The sequence below is a fragment of the Bradyrhizobium sp. U531 genome (assembly GCF_051710265.1).
Lineage (GTDB): Bacteria > Pseudomonadota > Alphaproteobacteria > Rhizobiales > Xanthobacteraceae > Bradyrhizobium.
Map to the genome: position 1 here is coordinate 1723634 of NZ_JASVEN010000001.1, position 17287 is coordinate 1740920.

The following is a 17287-nucleotide window of genomic DNA, read 5'->3' on the forward strand; positions in this document are numbered from 1 at the left end:
GGCCATTGTCTGTCCGCATTGAAGGCTACGTCATCGTCTCAGCGGACGGCATGCTTGCCGACGCCGGCCATGTCATGCCGGACAGCCTGAAGTTCGACGGCGACAAGCTGTTCTTCGAGCAGGCGCTCGATCGCGCCGCGCTGATCGTGCACGGCCGCAACTCGCATGAGCAGCAGGCGAACTCCCCACAGCGCAAGCGGCTGATCCTGACGCGCAAGATCAAGGCGCTCACCGTCGATCCCGAGATGCCGAACGCGACACTGTGGAATCCGAATCATGCGAGCTTCGAGGAGGCCTGCGCGTTCGCCGACGTCGCCTCCGGCATGGTCGCCGTGATCGGCGGCCCCGCCGTGTTCGAGATCTTCATGGACCGCTACGACACGTTCTGGCTGTCGGAGGCGCCGCAGGTGCATCTGCCCGACGGCGAAGGCTGCTTTGTCGAGGTGCCCAAGCGGACGCCGCACGACGTGCTGGCGTCGCACGGGATGAAAGCCGCCGCACCCTACCTGCTCGACGCCGCGCATGACGTTACCGTTACGCCGTGGCGCCGAGGTAAGTGAAGGCGAACCGCGCTACGGCGTCGGAAGATGGTAGACCAGCGAGCCGCGGAGCGTGTGGATTGTTCCGCCCGCGCTCAGACTGGTGAAAAAGCCATCGGTCAGATCGTCGCGAGTCTCGACATGCGTCAGGCGATATTCTGCACGCGCCGAAATCCTGTCGCTGAAGAAGCGCTCGAAACCGCCGCCGACAGTCGCGCCGTGATATTCGCGCTCGGGGCTGGTGCTCTGAATGACCCCCAGGAGGTTGTAGCTGACGGATCGCGCGGTCGACCCGCTGTAGCCACCGAGCACATAGACCAACGTCTCCGGGCTGACGAGATAGCCGAAGCGCCCGCCAACGGTCCAGGCCCACTTCACCGATGCCAGGTCCGATGTGATCGTTGCGCCGCCGCCATTTGCCGTGATGCTGGCTCCACCGTTCGTTGCGACATCGATCAGGCCGAATGCACCGATCACCCATTTCGGCGCGATCTGGCGATCATAACCGATGGTGAAGGTGCCACCGACATCCGCGCCGCCGAGGCCTGCCGCATTGAAATCCAGCATGCCGGGGACTGAAGCCGCCACGTGGGGCGTGATGGCGTCACCGCCAATGCCGGCGCCGACATAGACACCGGTCCAAACCGGGCTGAGCGCCGGCGCGGCTGCCGTCGTGGCCGGGCCGCCAAACTGGCCGAAACGATAGGCCGCACCGACCCGGATTACATGCTGTGACAGGTCGGTGGTCCAGACCGCGCCGAGCGGATCGACAGTCGTGTTGCGGCCCAGTGCGACGTAGCGGTATTCGCCGCGCAATGAGACGTTGCTGGCGAGGCGATATTCCGCGCCGGCACCGACCGTGTAGCCGTGCGCATTGACCGCTGGTTCCTGCGCGGTGAACGAAGGACCTCCCCCGAGGATCGTATAGTTCAAATCCCAATTGTTGATGCGCATCTGGCTGTAGCCGGCAAGGCCGTAGAGCAGAATATCGGGCGTCGCCAAAAATCCTGCGCGACCGCCGATCGTCCAGCCTTGGTCGAGCGACGGCATGCTTGCGGCTATACTCTGCCCGAAGCCATTCCCGCCCACGTTGACCGTCGTCCGCTGGCGCGACCAGTCGTAATCGACGAAACCGCCGACCACGACGCGCGGTGCAACCTGAACGTCGAAGCCGGCGAACGCGGACAGGCCGAGGTCGGCGCCCTGCAAGCCGTCGAGCGTGAACAGATCGGCGCCACCGCCAACCGGCGCGAGCCTCGACCGCCCCGTCGAGAAGTCGAAGCCGAGGCCGCCGCCGACATAGAATTGGGTCCAGTTGGAGACCGGCGCCGCCTGTGACCGCGCCTTCACCGGCAAGTCGGCTGCATCGACCGCCGTTGCCGCAAAGGTCGCGACATGCGCCGCACCGAGAATTGTCAGAGCACGCGCCGCCCGTCGCTTCGAATGAACCAAGTACCGCCCCTATGACCCCGCACCGGTCGCCCACATGCAACCGGACGACCGGTCATATTCCGCACCGGCGCGGGTTCACAAGCGGACAGGCACAAGTGGCTCGCAGCAGATGCGATTTACGGAGCCGCTGTGATCTCGAAGCCATAATGTGTGAATGAAGGTTCACGCGGCAATCATGTGGCGCGTTCGCCGCGTGCTGCTGCCCCGACTCATCCTTGCGCGTGCCCGCATGAAAGGCCGGGACCGCGCGCCGGGTCTTACACGTCCCCGTATGCCGCTTCGGCCGGACGCGTGGTGCGGCCGTATCCCATCAGCATGAACAAAGCGCCGATGATCGAGAGGTTCTTCAGCGCGTCCACCACCATCTTCGCGTTGTCGGGCGGCGTCTGATTCCAGAAATCATCGAACAGCACGGTCGCGACCGCGACGTAGACGATCATCAGCATCGCGAAGAACCGCGCGCCGAAATTCAGCGCGATCATCAGCCCCGCGATGATCTCGAGCGCGCCGACCGCGATCGCCAGCAGTTGCGGCGTGGTCATGGCGGTGGCCGTCTCGACCTGCTTGGCGTAAGGCGCAATCACCTCGGGCACCACGACCTTGGTGGCGATGAAGTCGGCCGTCGCCTGGATGGCAACGAGCTTGGTCGCGCCCGTGTAGATGAACAGGACGGCGAACAGGATCCGCCCGAAAGTCACGAACGCTGGCATGATCGGCCTCTTGGCAAAACGCTAAGCACGGAACGCGCCGGCGGATTATGAAGAGTCGTGCGCCGGTTTACAAACGGGGAAATTGAGATCTGCGAGAATTCAAAGTTGGCGGCCCGTTCCCTTCTCCCCCTGCGGGAGAAGGTGGCTCGCGAAGCGGCGAGACGGATGAGGGGTATCTATCGGCACGAGAACCTTGCGATCGTGACTCGCGGGGAGATACCCCTCATCCGGCGCTTCGCGCCACCTTCTCCCACAAGGGGGAGAAGGATTTGCTCTTCCCGCATGGCTCGATCTCTCGCCTCTACGTAAACAGCGTCGGCTGCCGGGCGGCGCGCTCCTGCGCTTCGACGACTGCGACGGCTGTCATGTTGAGGATGCCGCGCGCCGTCACCGAGGGGGTAAGGATGTGGGCCGGACGGGCCGGGCCGATCAGGATGGGACCAACAGGCAGCGCGTCCGCCAGCGACTTGATCATCTGGTAGGCGACGTTGGCGGTGTCCAGCGTCGGCATCATCAGGATGTTGGCCTCGCCCTCCAGCTTGGAATGCGGCAACACCATCTTTCGCGCCGCGGCGGAGAGCGCCGTGTCGCCCTGCATCTCGCCGTCGGCCTCGATCTCCGGATGCTTCTCCTTCAGCAACTGGGTCGCCAGACGCATCTTGCGCGAGGAGTCGGTGTCGTAGCTGCCGAAATCCGAATGCGAGATGAAGGCGATCTTCGGCTTGATGTTGAAGCGCTGGACGTGGACCGCGGCCAGTGACGCGATCTCGGCGAGCTCTTCCGCGCTCGGATTGGGCCGCACCTGCGTGTCGGCGATGAAGAAGGCGCCCTTGCTGGTGATCAGCAGCGCCAGTGCCGCGTAATCGCTGATGCCCGGGCAGAAACCGACGATCTCGCGGACATGGCGCAGATGGCTCATGTAGCGGCCCTCGACGCCGCAGAGCATCGCGTCCGCCTCCCCGCGCGTCACCGCAAGCGCCGCGATGACGGTGTTGTTGGTGCGCACCACGGTGCGGGCCGCATCGGGCGTCACGCCGCGGCGGCCGGCGACCTCAACATAGGACTGCACGTAGGAGCGGTAGCGCGGATCGTCCTCGGGATTGACCAGGTCGAAATCCTTGCCGGCGCGGATCGACAGGCCGAAGCGCTTGATGCGCGCCTCCACGACGGAGGGACGGCCGACCAGGATCGGCCGCGCCAGATTCTCCTCCAGCACCACTTGCGTGGCGCGCAGCACGCGCTCGTCCTCGCCCTCGGCGTAGATCACGCGCACCGGCTGGGTCTTGGCCTTGGCGAACATCGGCTTCATGACGAGGCCGGAACGGAAGGCGAAGCGCTCCAGCAGCGCGGTGTACTCGTCGAAATTGGTGATCGGCCGCGTCGCGACGCCGGATTCCATTGCCGCCTTCGCCACCGCCGGCGAGATGCGCAGGATCAACCTGGGATCGAACGGGCTCGGGATCAGCGAGCCCGGGCCGAAGCCTTGCGTCTCGCCAGTGTCGAAACCCTGCGCGACGGCATCCGACGGCGCCTCGCGCGCGAGCTGCGCGATGGCCTCGACGGCGGCGTGCTTCATCTCCTCGTTGATGGCGCTGGCGCCGACATCGAGCGCGCCGCGGAAGATGAAGGGGAAACAGAGGACGTTGTTGACCTGGTTCGGATAGTCGGAGCGACCGGTGCAGATCATCGCGTCAGGGCGCACCTTGCGCGCCTCCTCCGGCATGATCTCAGGCGTCGGATTGGCAAGCGCCATGATCAGCGGCTTGTCGCCCATCGCCTTGGCCATCTCGGGCTTGAGAACGCCCGGTGCCGAGAGCCCGATGAAGATGTCGGCGCCGCCGATGACGTCACCGAGCGTGCGCTTGTCGGTTTTCTGCGCATAGACCGCCTTCCAGCGGTCCATCGTGGTGTTGCGGCCTTCGTGAACGAGGCCATCGATGTCGCACACCCAGATGTTCTTGCGCTGAGCGCCCATCGACACCAGCAGATTGAGCGTGGCGATCGCCGCGGCCCCTGCCCCGGACGCGACGATCTTGACATCGGACAGCTTCTTGCCGTTCAGGCGCAGGCCGTTGGTGATCGCGGCGGCGACGATGATGGCGGTGCCGTGCTGATCGTCATGGAAGACCGGGATCTTCATGCGCTCTTTCAGCTGCGCCTCGATCTCGAAGCATTCCGGACCGCGGATATCTTCCAGATTGATGCCGCCGAAGGTCGGCTCCAGCGCCGCCACGGTTTCAACCACGCGCTCGATGGTGTCGGCGGCGATCTCGATGTCGAACACGTCGATGCCGGCGAATTTCTTGAACAGGACGGCCTTGCCTTCCATCACCGGCTTGGAGGCCAGCGGGCCGATATTGCCGAGGCCGAGCACGGCGGTACCGTTGGAGACCACGGCGACCAGATTGGCGCGGGTGGTCAGCGTGGCGGCTTCGGCTGGATTCTTGGCGATCTCGGTGCAGGCCGCGGCGACGCCGGGCGAATAGGCCAGCGCGAGGTCGCGCTGGTTGGCAAGCGGCTTGCTTGCCTGGATCTCGAGCTTTCCAGGGCGCGGCAGACGATGGTAGGCGAGCGCCGCCTGGTGGAGATCATCAGAATAGGACGACATGCGGTGTCTCGCCTCGCGTTACCGGCCTCAAAATGCACGATCCGCAAGGGGCTGTCCAAGCGGACCGAATTTCCGGGTCATGGAAACGGGATGAAGCACGCCGGGCGCCCCGGTGGCAACATCGGATTGCGGCCTCATCAACAGGAGGCCCGGTCAAATATCTGAAAACCATAGCTTTCCCTGGACCGCGCCGCATTTCACGAATATGGCAGGTTGCGCGATGCAACACGGCAACTGGAGCTGGGAATGAAGCGAATCCTGATCGGCTTGATCGCATTGCTCGCGCTCGGCGCGGGCGCTTGGTTCGGCTTCAATATCTACATTCAGCACCGGGCGACCAGCGAGGTCGAGGCGGCCTTCGAGCAGATCCGCTTGGGCGGCGGCAAGGCCAGCCATGGCAGGATCACGTTCGAGCTCGCGACCCGGACGCTGACGATCGAGGACATCGCTGTCGAGCCAGCCCAGCCGCAGCTCGCCAACGTCAAGGTCGCCAAGGTCACGGCCGTCGGCGTGCGCCAGCCGGACGAGGCCCGGTTCTCGGCGGACAGCATTGAAGCATCGGGGGTCGAGGTCGCCTTCACGTCCACCGAGCGGGCAAAGCTGAAGGCGAACTACAAGATCCCGCAGATCAGCGCCCGCGACTTTTCCGGTCCGATCCGTGCAGACGCTACGCCGCTGTCCGGCTCGATCATCGACATGTACCGCTTCATGCTCGCGCAATACGCGACTGTCTCGGCGTCCTCGATCGCGGTGCCGACTGTCGCGGTCAACGTCGATGCGGGCAACGGTAATCCCGGCAGCGGCGATTACGTCTATTCGGGCCTGTCGGTCCAGAACGTCGACCGCGGCAAGATCGAGACGGCGAAGACGGACCGCGTCACCTATTCGATCGACCTCGCCCAGCCGGGCAAGCCCGCGAAAATGACCGGCGAGCTGTCCGGCCTTGCCGCCTACGATTTCGACTCGACCGCCATCAGGGCCGCGCTCGATCAGAACGGCTCGAGCGACGACGGCCTGCACAGGATCTATCGGCGCATCTCGGTCAACTCCTATGTGGTGACGACGTCACCCGGCGTGCGCGTGCAGGTCGACGGCTTCACCTTCGACGACATCGGGATCCGGCCCGCAAAATTCCGCCCTGCCGAGATCATCGCGCTGGTGCCCGCCGACGGCGCGATCCCGACGCCGGCGCAGTCGCGCGACATGATCGCGAAGGTCGCCGACTTCTTCGAGGGCTTCCAGATCGGCAAGGCCGAAATCGGCAAGCAAACGGTCGAGACGCAGCAAGGGACGGGACGGCTCAACGCCATCAAATACGATCCCGACAGGATAGCGCTGGAAGGCCTCGAGATGCCGATGCCGCAGGGCCAGCTCAAGATGGAGCGCTTCACGCTGAGAGCCTTCAGCGCGGCCAATCTGATGCGCTGGGCGGCCAGCCTCCGAACACCCGGGCAGCCGCCCTCGCCCGATCAGATGCTGGGCCTGTTCCGCGTGCTCGAAGGCGCCGAGATCAAGGGCGTGGTCTCGCCCTACAAGAACACGCGGCAGCTCTTCACCGTCGACACGATCAGCCTGAACTGGGGCCAACTGGTCGGGTCGATCCCGAGCAAGGCCAGCCTCGTCGTGAAGATGGTCACGCCGACCGATCCCGCCAATCCGGTGCTGCAGCCGCTGATCATGGCGGGGGTCGACAAGCTCGCGATCGACCTCGATCTCGGCGCGGCCTGGACGGAATCGTCGGGCGCGTTCGCGCTCGCGCCGGCCACGCTCGATCTCGGCAGCCTAGCGAGAGCGAGGGCCCGCTTTGCGCTCGCCAACGTCCCGCGCGCCCTGTTCACGACCGACCCGGCGCAGGCGATGGGTCAGGCGGCGCAAGTCGAGACCGGCGCGTTCGAGCTCTCGCTGCGCGACAGCGGCGTGGTCGATCTCGTCGTGGCCCAGTTCGCGCGCATGCAGGACGTCAGCCGCGACGCCGCCCGCAGCGCGATCGTCGCGATGATCAGGGCCCAGGGCGAGAAGATCGTAGGGGCCAATGGCGACGTGAGAACGGCGATCGATGCGCTCGCCGGCTTCGTCGAGACCTCAGGCCAGACGCTGACCGTCAAGCTCACACCCCGCGCCAAGGTGCCACTGATGCAATTGATGCAGCTGTCGCAAAGCGATCCCGAGAGCGCGCTGGCCCAGTTCAGGATCGAGGCGTCGACGGGGTTGTAGGGTCTATCGCTGCGGAAGAGGTGGCAGCGGGCTCGCAAAACTTCCTCCCCGTCATTGCGAGGAGCACTTGCGACGAAGCAATCCAGGCTGCCTCTGCGGAGGCAGTCTGGATTGCTTTGCTACGCTCGCCATGACGGCGTGGAGAGAGCGGAGGCAATATCGGCGAGATCAACTCGTGGAGAGTCCCCCCTCACTCGCCCCGCATCTTCTATGCGCGGCGGCCTCTCCCCGCGAGCGGGGAGAGGCGAAGAGCAGCCTCACTTCTGCGGCAGGTTCACCTTCACATGCAGCTCGCGGAGCTGCTTGGTCGTGGCGTCCGACGGCGCGCCCATCAGCAGATCCATGGCCTGCTGATTCATCGGGAACAGCGAGATCTCGCGCAGATTGTTGGTGCCGCAGAGCAGCATCACGATGCGGTCGACGCCTGCCGCCATGCCGCCATGCGGCGGAGCGCCGTACTGGAAGGCGCGGTACATGCCGCCGAAGCGGTCGACCACTTCCTGCTCGCCGTAGCCCGCGATCTCGAACGCCTTCACCATCGCTTCCGGCACGTGGTTGCGGATGCCGCCCGAGGCGATCTCGTAGCCGTTGCAGGTGATGTCGTACTGGAACGCCTTGATGGTCAGCGGGTCCTGGCCCTTCAGCGCGTCGAGGCCACCCTGCGGCATCGAGAACGGGTTGTGCGAGAAGTCGACCTTCTTGTCGTCCTCGTTGTACTCGTACATCGGGAAGTCGACGATCCAGGCGAGCTCGAACCGCTCCTTGTCGGTAAGGTTCAACTCCTCGCCGACCTTGTTGCGCGCGAGACCTGAGAACTTCCAGAACTTGTCGGGGTCGCCGGCGACGAAGAAGGCGGCATCGCCCTCCTTGGTGCCGATCTGCGCACGGATCGCGGCGGTGCGCTCAGGCCCGATGTTGTTCGCGAGGGGACCCGCGCCCTCGCCGCCCTCGCGCCACATGATGTAGCCGAGGCCGGGCTGGCCCTCGCCCTGCGCCCACGAATTCATGCGGTCGCAGAACGCGCGGCTGCCGCCGCCCGTGGCCGGGATGGCCCAGACCTGGTTCTTGGGGTCTTCGAGCATGCGCGCGAACACCTTGAAGCCGCTGCCGCGGAAATGCTCGGAGACGTCCTGCATCTCGATGGGGTTGCGCAGGTCCGGCTTGTCGCTGCCGTACTTCCGCAGCGCTTCGGCGAACGGGATGCGGCGCCAGTTCTTGCTCACCGGCTTGCCCTTGGCGAACTCCTCGAACACGCCGGTGATCACAGGCTCCATCGCCGCGAACACGTCTTCCTGCGTGACAAAGCTCATCTCGACGTCGAGCTGGTAGAACTCGCCCGGCAGACGGTCGGCGCGCGGGTCCTCGTCGCGGAAGCACGGCGCGATCTGGAAGTAACGGTCGAAGCCCGACATCATCAGCAGCTGCTTGTACTGCTGCGGAGCCTGCGGCAGCGCGTAGAACTTGCCGGGATGGATGCGCGAGGGCACCAGGAAGTCGCGCGCGCCTTCCGGCGAGGACGCCGTCAGGATCGGCGTGTTGAACTCGAAGAAGCCCTGCCCCTCCATGCGCCGGCGCATCGACTTGATGATCTCGACGCGGGTCATGATGTTCTGGTGCAGCTTCTCGCGGCGCAAATCGAGGAAGCGGTACTTCAGGCGGATGTCTTCCGGATATTCCTGGTCGCCGAAGACCGGCAGCGGCAAGTCGCCGGCCGGGCCCAGGACCTCGATCTCGCTGACATAGATCTCGATCTTGCCGGTCGGCAGCTCGTCATTGTCGGTACCATCGGGGCGGCGGCGGACCTTGCCGTCCATCTTGACCACGAATTCCGAGCGCAGCTTCTCGGCCTGCGAGAACGCCGGCGAGTCCGGGTCGACCACGCATTGGGTCAGCCCGTAATGGTCGCGCAGGTCGATGAACAGCACGCCGCCATGGTCGCGAACGCGATGGACCCAGCCCGAGAGGCGGGTGGTCTCGCCGATGTTGCTCTCGCGGAGCGCGCCGCATGTATGTGACCGGTAGCGATGCATGGTCGTCCCAAAATCGATGTCTGAAGGAAAACGAATCGAACCGCCTGTCATGGCCGGTCCGAGATTGCGGCAGGGTTTACCCGACGCGCCCCAAGGCGGCAACCAAGGGAACGGCCTGTTTTGGGCCCGAAGTGCCCATTTTTGGCATATCGGAGGCCGAACCTTTGCCATCCGGCGTTCCAGCCCTATCTTGAGGCCATGACGGTACATTTCCCCTTCCAGAACTCCTATGCGGCGCTGCCGGACGGCTTCTTTGCCCGCGTCGCGCCGACCCCGGTGTCCGCGCCCCGGCTGATCAAGCTGAACCGGCCGCTGGCGATCCAGCTCGGGCTCGATCCTGATATGCTGGAGACGGCGGACGGCGCGGCGATCCTGGCCGGCAAGACGGTTCCCGCCGGCGCCGATCCCATCGCCATGGCCTATGCCGGCCACCAGTTCGGCCAGTTCGTGCCCCAGCTCGGCGACGGCCGCGCCATCCTGCTCGGCGAGGTCATCGACAAGGACGGCGTCCGCCGCGACATCCAGCTCAAGGGCTCGGGTCCCACCCCGTTCTCCCGCCGCGGCGACGGCCGCGCGGCGCTCGGGCCTGTTCTGCGCGAATACATCGTCAGCGAAGCCATGTATGCGCTGGGTATTCCGACCACGCGCTCGCTCGCGGCAGTCGTCACCGGCGAGCACGTCATCCGCGAGACCGCGCTGCCCGGTGCGGTGCTGACGCGCGTTGCCTCCAGCCACATCCGCGTCGGCACCTTCCAGTTCTTCGCCGCGCGCGGCAACACCGAGGCGATCCGCGCTCTCGCCGACCACGTCATTGCCCGCCACTATCCGCAGCTGCGCGACGCGGAGCGGCCCTATCACGCGCTGCTCGCCGGTGTCGTCGCGCGCCAGGCCGAGCTCATCGCGCGCTGGCTCTTGGTCGGCTTCATCCATGGCGTGATGAACACCGACAACAGCTCCGTCTCCGGCGAGACCATCGACTACGGCCCGTGCGCCTTCATGGACGCCTACAACCCTTCGCAGGTATTCTCGTCGATCGACGCGATGGGCCGCTACGCCTATGCCAACCAGCCGCGCATCGCGTTGTGGAATCTGACCCGCCTCGCCGAATGCCTGCTGCCGCTGTTCTCCGACGATCAGGAAAAGGCGATCGCGGAAGCGCAGGATATTCTCGGCGCCTTCTCGGATCAGTTCAGCGCCGCCTATCAGGCGGCCCTGCGCAGGAAGATCGGCCTGTTCACGGAGCGCGACGGCGACGAGGCGCTGATCCAGGACCTGCTCGACGCCATGGCCAAGAACCAGGCCGACTTCACCCTCACCTTCCGCAAGCTCGGCGACGCCGCAGCCGACGACGCCGCGGACGTGCGGGCGCAGTTCATGGAGCCCGCAGCCTTCGACGAATGGGCCGACCGCTGGCGCGCGCGCATCGCACTGGAGCAGCAAGGCGCGGAAGAGCGCCGCACGGCCATGAACGCCGTCAATCCCATGTTCATCCCACGCAACCATCGCGTCGAAGCCGTGATCCAGGCCGCGGTCGACGACGACAATTACGCGCCGTTCGAGGAGCTGGTGCTGGTGCTGGCAAAACCGTTCGACGACCAGCCGGACCACGCCCCCTACGCCGATCCCCCACTGCCGGACCAGCGAGTGCTGCGGACGTTCTGCGGGACGTAACGGCGATTGTGGGCTTCAATGGGGCTCCCGTGATCACGCAACTCCCGGACGACTTTCGGTTCTCAAGCTTCCCGATGGAGCTCTGCAGCCTCACGGTTCGCGTCGCGGACCTTGCGGGGCGCTTTGGCTTTAAGCTGATCCATTGGGATGATCAGCTCGGCCCGGCTACCTCGATGCTGGTGAAATTGGAATCCGGACGTGACGCGGCCCTGACCGAAATTAAGTATGCGATAGAATACCACGGCATGAAGGGCCCTGTTGTCGAGGTCGAGGCGCGGGATGTTGCGGCGGTCGGCGTCGCAGCATTGGTGGAGGAAGTGCTGGCCGCCCTCCGGCTGTCACGCGCGGATACCGACTGGATCGCGCCAGCCGAGAATAAGGCACGAGCAATCGATCTGCTCCACTGCTGGGCTCAAACATCATGGGATGACACGCATCCCCGTCCCGAGCAGAGGGAATGAGCTGCCCCTACTTCGTCGCCTTCTTCACCCCGCCGAACGAGGCCGCGTCGAACTTCTGGGGATCGACGGGCTCGTAGCGCGACCAATCCATGTCGGGCACGCCGGCGTAGCGCTCGGCCCACGCCTTGATCGTCGTGATGTTGCCGGGCGCGACGGGGCGGATCTCGAAATGCAGCACCTTGTTCGGGCCGATCTCGCCGATCGCGTCCTTGGCCTTGACGCTCGTGCCCACCGCGAGCGCCGCACCCTTCGGCCCGATGATGCGGCCGAGCTGGACGTAGCGCGTATAGACGACGCCGCCATTGGGATAGGTGTGCTTGAGCACGACATACCGGCCGCAGCCGCCGATGACGGGCAGATCGGCCGACGCCTGCTCACTATTCTCGATCTTGACGACGACGCCGTCCGCCATCGCCGCGACCGGGCCGCCTGGCTTGTCGGAGGTGAAGTCGACGCCGGGATGCTCGTCCTGCGTCCAGCATCCACAGGAGGTCATCGTCTTGTCTGCCGGCTTGTCGGCGCGCGGAAAGCTGCGCGGGGTCAGAAATTCGTTGACCAGAAGACCCGGCCCCTCCGGCGACGTGTAGGCATGAACTGCATAGAGCGACAGCTTGTCGCCGACGGGCACTTCGTTCGGAAGAAAGCCGTAGACCACATCCTGCATGAACACCTTGAGCTCGCGCCCCTTGGCGGAGCGCACAGTGATGCAATTAGTCGCCAGCAAGCCGTCGGCGTCCGGCTTGGGCATGCCGCTCATGATCAGCGCGCGTTTGAGTGCGCCGCTGGCGCAAGGACCTCCGTGGGACGCCAAGGTGACATCGAACTTCAGCGGTGACATCGGATAGACGTCCATTCCGCTCGCCGGCCGCCGCCGCGCCAGGAATTCGTCGAGATCGGTCTCCTTGTACCGCGCGAAGTTGAATTCGGCCCGGGCCGCCTCGGGAGCGGCACAGGACACGACCATCAGCACAAGGGCCACAAGCCATCCCGGCTTGCGGAAAACATGCGGCGTCGCCATGCGAAGGTCTCGTGATGCAAATGCGGTGAGCGGCCCGAGCAAATCATAGCCGCACCTTCGCGGCAAGGTAGATCGTTGCGCGCGCCTCAATCGCTACAGGTCATCGCGCGACGGGCGGGTCGTCCACGCCATCCACATCTTCGACGACTCCACGGGAACCGCTGTCATCAAACTGAAACACACGCGCTCTAACGGCTGACGGGCCGCCTTGCCGGAGGCGGTCGTCCTCCAGCCATGACAAGCGCGCCATGCCCTTCAAGTTCATCCACCTCACCGATACGCATCTCGCGAATCCCGGGCTGAAGCTCTACGGCCTCGACCCGCGCGCCCGGCTGGATGCGGCGATTGCCGACATTAACAAGCATCAGTCCGACGCCGCCTTCGCGGTGGTGACCGGCGACCTCACCCATTGGGGCGAGGCGGAGTCCTACGCCAATTTCGCCGACGCGATGGCCGCGCTGAAGATTCCCTACATCGCCATGGTCGGCAATCACGACAAGCGCGTGACCTGCCTCGATGCGCTGAAAGCCGCGCCGCGCGATGCCAACGGCTTCGTGCAGGGCACCAAGACCACCGAGCACGGCCTGTTCGTCTTCCTCGACACGCTGGACGAGACCAGCCACGCCGGCGAGATGTGCGCCAAGCGCTTCGACTGGCTCGGCCAGACGCTTGCGTCCGCGCCTGCAAGCCAGGAATTCGTCGTCTTCATGCATCACCCGCCCTTCCCGATCGGCGTCCACGCGATGGACGAGATCGGACTGAAGCAGAGCGCCGAATTCGCCGAGGTGATCGCGCCGTATCGCTCCCGCATCCGCCACCTTTTCTTCGGTCACGTGCACCGGCCGATCTTCGGCAGCTACGGCAAGATCCCGTTCTCGACGCTGCGCGGCACCAACCACCAGGTCTGGTTCGAGCTCAATGCCGACGCGCCGCATCTGGCCAGCCACGAGCCGCCGGCCTATGGCGTGGTGCTGATCGACGACCAGAACATCGTCGTGCACAGCCACGACTTCCTCGACACCAGTCTGCGCTTCCCGTTCGAGCCACCGGCGGGAATGGACGGCCGCGACTATGCGCTCAAGTTCGCGGCGCGGTGAGATGAGCCTTGCTGAACCCGCGGCTCTCCCGGTCGCGACCTCGGCGGCGCCGCGTCTCGATGTCCTGCAGCGCTTCGCGGCGCGCCTCAAGGCCTCGCTGCCCGCCTATCTGCTGCTGCTGCCCTCGCTGGTCTTCCTCGCGCTGTTCACCTACGGCGCGATGGGCCGCGTGCTCGTCGATGCGCTCTACCAGCGCGCCACCCCGAAGGCGCCGGTCCGTTTCGTCGGCCTCGACAATATCGGCGCGGTACTGGTCGACCCCGCCTTCGCCGGCGCGGTCGTCAACAATCTCATCTACGCCGTCGGCACCACGATCCCCAGCATCGCACTTGCACTGTTGTTCGCACTCGCCCTGTCGCGCACCCACGCCGTCAGCAGCGCGCTGCGCGCCGCGTTGTTCCTGCCGGTGCTGATCCCGATGGTCGCGGCCTCCGCGCTGTTCATGTTCATCTTCCTGCCCAATGTCGGCCTGCTCGACCATTATATCGGCCGCCTGCTTCCGGTGCTGCCGAACTGGCTCGGCGACCCCGATATCGCGCTTTACGCGATCATGATCATCACGATCTGGAAGAACGCCGGCTATTACATGCTGTTCTTCCTCGCCGGCCTGCAGGCCGTGCCCGAGGACGTGATGGAGGCCGCGCATCTCGACGGCGCCGGACCCTACATGCGCCTGCGCCACATCATCCTGCCCGAGCTCAAGCCCACCTTCCTGTTCGTGACCGTGATCGCGATCCTCAACGCGGTGACGCAGGTCGACCACGTCTTCGTCATGACCCAGGGCGGCCCGTCCAATTCGACCAATCTCGTGCTGTTCTACATCTACCAGCAGGCGGTCGAGCATTACGACGTCGGTAAGGCCTCGGCCGCGACGCTGCTGACGCTCGCCGCGCTGATGGGGCTGACCGCACTCTCCTTCCGCACCATGGCGAACCGCGAGGGCGGGCCATGAAGCTGATCGACAGGTTCTACGGGGATGCTCCGCTCGCCACGAGGCGCGAGATCACGCCCAAGCTCGGCTTCCTGCTGACCTTGCTGCTCGCGACCGTCTGGCTCATCCCGTTTCTGTGGATGGTCGTCGCGACGCTGCGCCCGGCCTCCGACGGCATCAACGCTATGGCCGAGCTGATGCCGAGCCTGAAGCCTACGCTCGACAACATCAGGGATGCCTGGGATATCGGCGATTTCCCGCGCTACACGCTCAACACCACGATCATCTGCGCCGGCATATTGCTGGTGCAGTTCGTCACGATCACGCTGGCGGGCTTTGCCTTCGCGCGCCTCGACTTTGTCGGCAAGACGCCGATCTTCTATCTGTTCCTGATGCAGTTGATGCTGGTGCCGGTGCTGCTGATCGTGCCGAACCTGTCGCTGGTGGCACAGCTCGGCCTCTACGACACCCTCGCCGGCGTGATGATGCCGTTCTTCGCTTCCGCCTTCGGCACCTTCCTGATGCGCCAGGCGTTCGAGGCCATTCCGACCGAGCTGGAAGATGCCGCCCTGATCGACGGCGCCAGCCTCATCCAGCGCATCCGCCACATCTACGTGCCGCTGTCGATGCCGAGCTTCTCGGCCTTCACCATCATCTCGGTGACCAGCCACTGGAACGACTTCCTGTGGCCGCTGATGGTGATCAACTCGCCGGACAAGCGGCCGCTCACAGTCGGCCTGTCGGTGTTCACCAAGACCGCCGAGGGCACGCAGGCCTGGGGCACCATCGCCGCCGGCACGCTGATGGTGATCGGCCCGCTGCTCGTCACCTTCCTGATCTTCCAGAAGCGCTTCATCAGCTCTTTCGTCACCTCAGGCATCAAATAGGAGATTTTCCGATGCTGTTCTCCCGCAGGCTCACGCTCGGCCTTGCTATGGCCGGTACTCTGGCAAGCGCCCTCGCCTTCCCGGCGCTCGCCGGCGAAGGCCCGACCGAGATCGATCTGTTCTTTCCCGTGCCCGTGGACGGCAAGCTCGCCCGCGACATGGGCACCCTGATCAAGGAGTTCAACGAAGGTCACCCCGACGTCAAGGCGACCGCCGTCTACACCGGCTCCTATGACGATACGCTGATCAAGACGCGCGCAGCGATCAAGGCCGGCAAGCCGCCGTCCGCCGTGATCATGTCGGCGAACTTCCTGCTCGACATGCAGATCGAGAACGAGCTCACCAATCTCGATGCGCTGATCAAGGCCGACGGCACCACCAAGGAGCAATTCCTTGGTCAGTTCTTCCCGGCCCTGCAAGGCAACGCGGTGATCAACCGCTCGGTCTACGGCGTGCCGTTCCACAATTCGACGCCGCTGCTCTACATCAACGCCGACAAGGCCAAGGAAGCCGGCCTCGACCCGAGCAAGCCGCCGCAGACATGGGCCGAGCTCACCGACTGGGCCAAGAAGCTCACCAAGCGCGAGGGCGACAAGGTGACCCAATGGGGCATCGCGATCCCCTGCGCCTACGACTATTGCGGCTGGATGATGGAAACGCTCACCATGACCAATGGCGGGCGCTACTACAACGAGGAGTTCGGCGGCGAGGTCTATTACGACACGCCCTCGATGCTGGGCGCACTGACCTGGTGGAACGACCTCGTCTACAAGCACAAGGTCCACGCTCCCGGCGCCACCCCTGGCCCCGCCGTCAGCACCTCCTTCATCTCCGGCAATGCCGCGATGATGATGCTCTCGACCGGCTCGCTCACTTACGTGCGCGACAACGCCAAGTTCGCCTACAAGGTCGCCTTCATCCCGCGCAACGTCCGCAACGCCGTGCCGATCGGCGGCGCCTCGCTGATCATTCCGGCCGGCCTCGAAACCGAGAAGCAGAAGGCGGCCTGGACGCTGATCAAGTGGATGACCTCGCCCGAGAAGAGCGCCTGGTGGAGCCGCGCCACCGGCTATTTCGCGCCCAACATGGCGGCCTACAAGACGCCCGACATGGTCGACTTCCTCAACAAGAACCCGGACGCCAAGACCGCCGTCGAGCAGCTCGACGTCGCCAAGCCCTGGTTCGCGACCTACAAGACCGTGCCGGTGCGCAAGACCCTCGAGGACGAGGTGATGCTGGTCCTCAACGGCAAGAAGCAGCCGAAGGAAGCCCTCGTCGCCGCCCAGAGGGCCGCCGACGAGACGCTCAAGCCGTACAACGCGGAGACGTCGCTGAAGCTGCCGTAAACGAACGACCTCGTCATGCCCGGGCTTCCCGGGCATCCACGAGCTTGCACGCGCGTGAAAAGAACGTGGATGGCCGGGACAAGCCCGGCCATGACGACTTGGCGAATGGAGCCATTAACCCCCCGTCCACCATCCGGCCCGGCCTCCCGCCGGTAACCATCGCAATTAACAGACCCTCAACGCACCCCCGACAAATCTACCTATGTTTCTGGAGATTTCGCCGTGGATCTGTTGGTTTTCGAGTTCCTGGGGCTGGCGCTGGTCGGCATGTGCGTGGTCGTGGTGGCGCTGCCCTGCGGCCGCAAATCCTCGCACCGGGTCCG

General features: G+C 65.1%; 13 protein-coding genes. 8 read left to right on the plus strand and 5 right to left on the minus strand.

All coding sequences use genetic code 11. The features are described 5' to 3' along the window. The first annotated feature begins 5 nt into the window (after window positions 1-5). Window positions 6-560 (plus strand): dihydrofolate reductase, encoded by a 555-nt coding sequence (locus QRQ56_RS08535; protein ID WP_438739096.1) that lies wholly within the window; start codon window positions 6-8, stop codon window positions 558-560. Window positions 561-572: 12 nt separating this feature from the next. Here QRQ56_RS08535 and QRQ56_RS08540 read toward each other — a convergent pair whose 3' ends face one another. From QRQ56_RS08540 to QRQ56_RS08550, 3 genes are all read right to left on the minus strand, one after another. After that, window positions 573-1991: an outer membrane protein gene (locus QRQ56_RS08540; protein WP_438739097.1), complete on the minus strand. Its 1419-nt coding sequence runs from the start codon at window positions 1989-1991 to the stop codon at window positions 573-575. Between the two features lie 257 nt (window positions 1992-2248). Next, a complete protein-coding gene (locus tag QRQ56_RS08545) occupies window positions 2249-2701 on the minus strand; it encodes a DoxX family protein (protein WP_438739098.1) in 453 nt (150 codons plus the stop codon). Window positions 2702-3002: 301 nt separating this feature from the next. Next, window positions 3003-5309 (minus strand): NADP-dependent malic enzyme, encoded by a 2307-nt coding sequence (locus QRQ56_RS08550; protein ID WP_438739099.1) that lies wholly within the window; start codon window positions 5307-5309, stop codon window positions 3003-3005. Between the two features lie 246 nt (window positions 5310-5555). Here QRQ56_RS08550 and QRQ56_RS08555 point away from each other — a divergent pair, with 246 nt between their 5' ends. Beyond that, window positions 5556-7523: a hypothetical protein gene (locus QRQ56_RS08555; RefSeq protein WP_438739100.1), complete on the plus strand. Its 1968-nt coding sequence runs from the start codon at window positions 5556-5558 to the stop codon at window positions 7521-7523. A 257-nt stretch (window positions 7524-7780) separates the two neighbouring features. Here QRQ56_RS08555 and aspS read toward each other — a convergent pair whose 3' ends face one another. Next, the gene (aspS, locus tag QRQ56_RS08560; protein ID WP_438739101.1) at window positions 7781-9553 is read right to left on the minus strand and encodes an aspartate--tRNA ligase; all 1773 of its coding nucleotides are present in this window, start codon (window positions 9551-9553) and stop codon (window positions 7781-7783) included. A 198-nt stretch (window positions 9554-9751) separates the two neighbouring features. Between aspS and QRQ56_RS08565 the strand changes: the two genes are divergently transcribed. After that, window positions 9752-11224 carry a protein adenylyltransferase SelO gene (locus tag QRQ56_RS08565; protein WP_438739102.1) on the plus strand — a complete coding sequence of 491 codons (1473 nt, stop codon included), beginning with the start codon at window positions 9752-9754 and terminating at the stop codon, window positions 11222-11224. 29 nt (window positions 11225-11253) lie between these two features. After that, window positions 11254-11685, plus strand: a complete 432-nt coding sequence (locus tag QRQ56_RS08570; protein ID WP_438739103.1) for a hypothetical protein — start codon at window positions 11254-11256, stop codon at window positions 11683-11685. A 7-nt stretch (window positions 11686-11692) separates the two neighbouring features. On the opposite strand, the gene QRQ56_RS08575 is transcribed toward QRQ56_RS08570, so the two are convergent. Continuing rightward, window positions 11693-12703, minus strand: coding sequence for a M23 family metallopeptidase (locus QRQ56_RS08575; protein ID WP_438739104.1), 1011 nt, complete (start codon window positions 12701-12703; stop codon window positions 11693-11695). Between the two features lie 248 nt (window positions 12704-12951). On the opposite strand from QRQ56_RS08575, the gene QRQ56_RS08580 reads away from it, so the two are divergent. From QRQ56_RS08580 to QRQ56_RS08595, 4 genes are read left to right on the plus strand one after another with little or no spacing between them, the layout of a single operon-like run. Then, window positions 12952-13800 (plus strand): phosphodiesterase, encoded by an 849-nt coding sequence (locus QRQ56_RS08580; RefSeq protein WP_438739105.1) that lies wholly within the window; start codon window positions 12952-12954, stop codon window positions 13798-13800. Window position 13801: 1 nt separating this feature from the next. Then, entirely contained in the window at window positions 13802-14752 is a 951-nt protein-coding gene (locus tag QRQ56_RS08585) for a carbohydrate ABC transporter permease (RefSeq protein ID WP_438739106.1), read from the plus strand. After that, entirely contained in the window at window positions 14749-15618 is an 870-nt protein-coding gene (locus tag QRQ56_RS08590; RefSeq protein ID WP_438739107.1) for a carbohydrate ABC transporter permease, read from the plus strand. The genes QRQ56_RS08585 and QRQ56_RS08590 overlap by 4 nt, the downstream gene beginning before the upstream one ends. Before the next feature lie 11 nt (window positions 15619-15629). Beyond that, a complete protein-coding gene (locus tag QRQ56_RS08595; RefSeq protein WP_438739108.1) occupies window positions 15630-16964 on the plus strand; it encodes an ABC transporter substrate-binding protein in 1335 nt (444 codons plus the stop codon). Window positions 16965-17287 lie beyond the last annotated feature (323 nt).

Coding starts and splice junctions, on each gene's coding strand:
- QRQ56_RS08590 (WP_438739107.1), top strand. CDS start 14,749: ATGAAGCTGATCGACAGGTTCTACGGGGATGCTCCGCTCGCCACGAGG.
- QRQ56_RS08585 (WP_438739106.1), top strand. CDS start 13,802: ATGAGCCTTGCTGAACCCGCGGCTCTCCCGGTCGCGACCTCGGCGGCG.
- QRQ56_RS08555 (WP_438739100.1), top strand. CDS start 5,556: ATGAAGCGAATCCTGATCGGCTTGATCGCATTGCTCGCGCTCGGCGCG.
- QRQ56_RS08575 (WP_438739104.1), bottom strand. CDS start 12,703: ATGGCGACGCCGCATGTTTTCCGCAAGCCGGGATGGCTTGTGGCCCTT.
- QRQ56_RS08565 (WP_438739102.1), top strand. CDS start 9,752: ATGACGGTACATTTCCCCTTCCAGAACTCCTATGCGGCGCTGCCGGAC.
- QRQ56_RS08545 (WP_438739098.1), bottom strand. CDS start 2,701: ATGCCAGCGTTCGTGACTTTCGGGCGGATCCTGTTCGCCGTCCTGTTC.
- QRQ56_RS08580 (WP_438739105.1), top strand. CDS start 12,952: ATGCCCTTCAAGTTCATCCACCTCACCGATACGCATCTCGCGAATCCC.
- aspS (WP_438739101.1), bottom strand. CDS start 9,553: ATGCATCGCTACCGGTCACATACATGCGGCGCGCTCCGCGAGAGCAAC.
- QRQ56_RS08595 (WP_438739108.1), top strand. CDS start 15,630: ATGCTGTTCTCCCGCAGGCTCACGCTCGGCCTTGCTATGGCCGGTACT.
- QRQ56_RS08550 (WP_438739099.1), bottom strand. CDS start 5,309: ATGTCGTCCTATTCTGATGATCTCCACCAGGCGGCGCTCGCCTACCAT.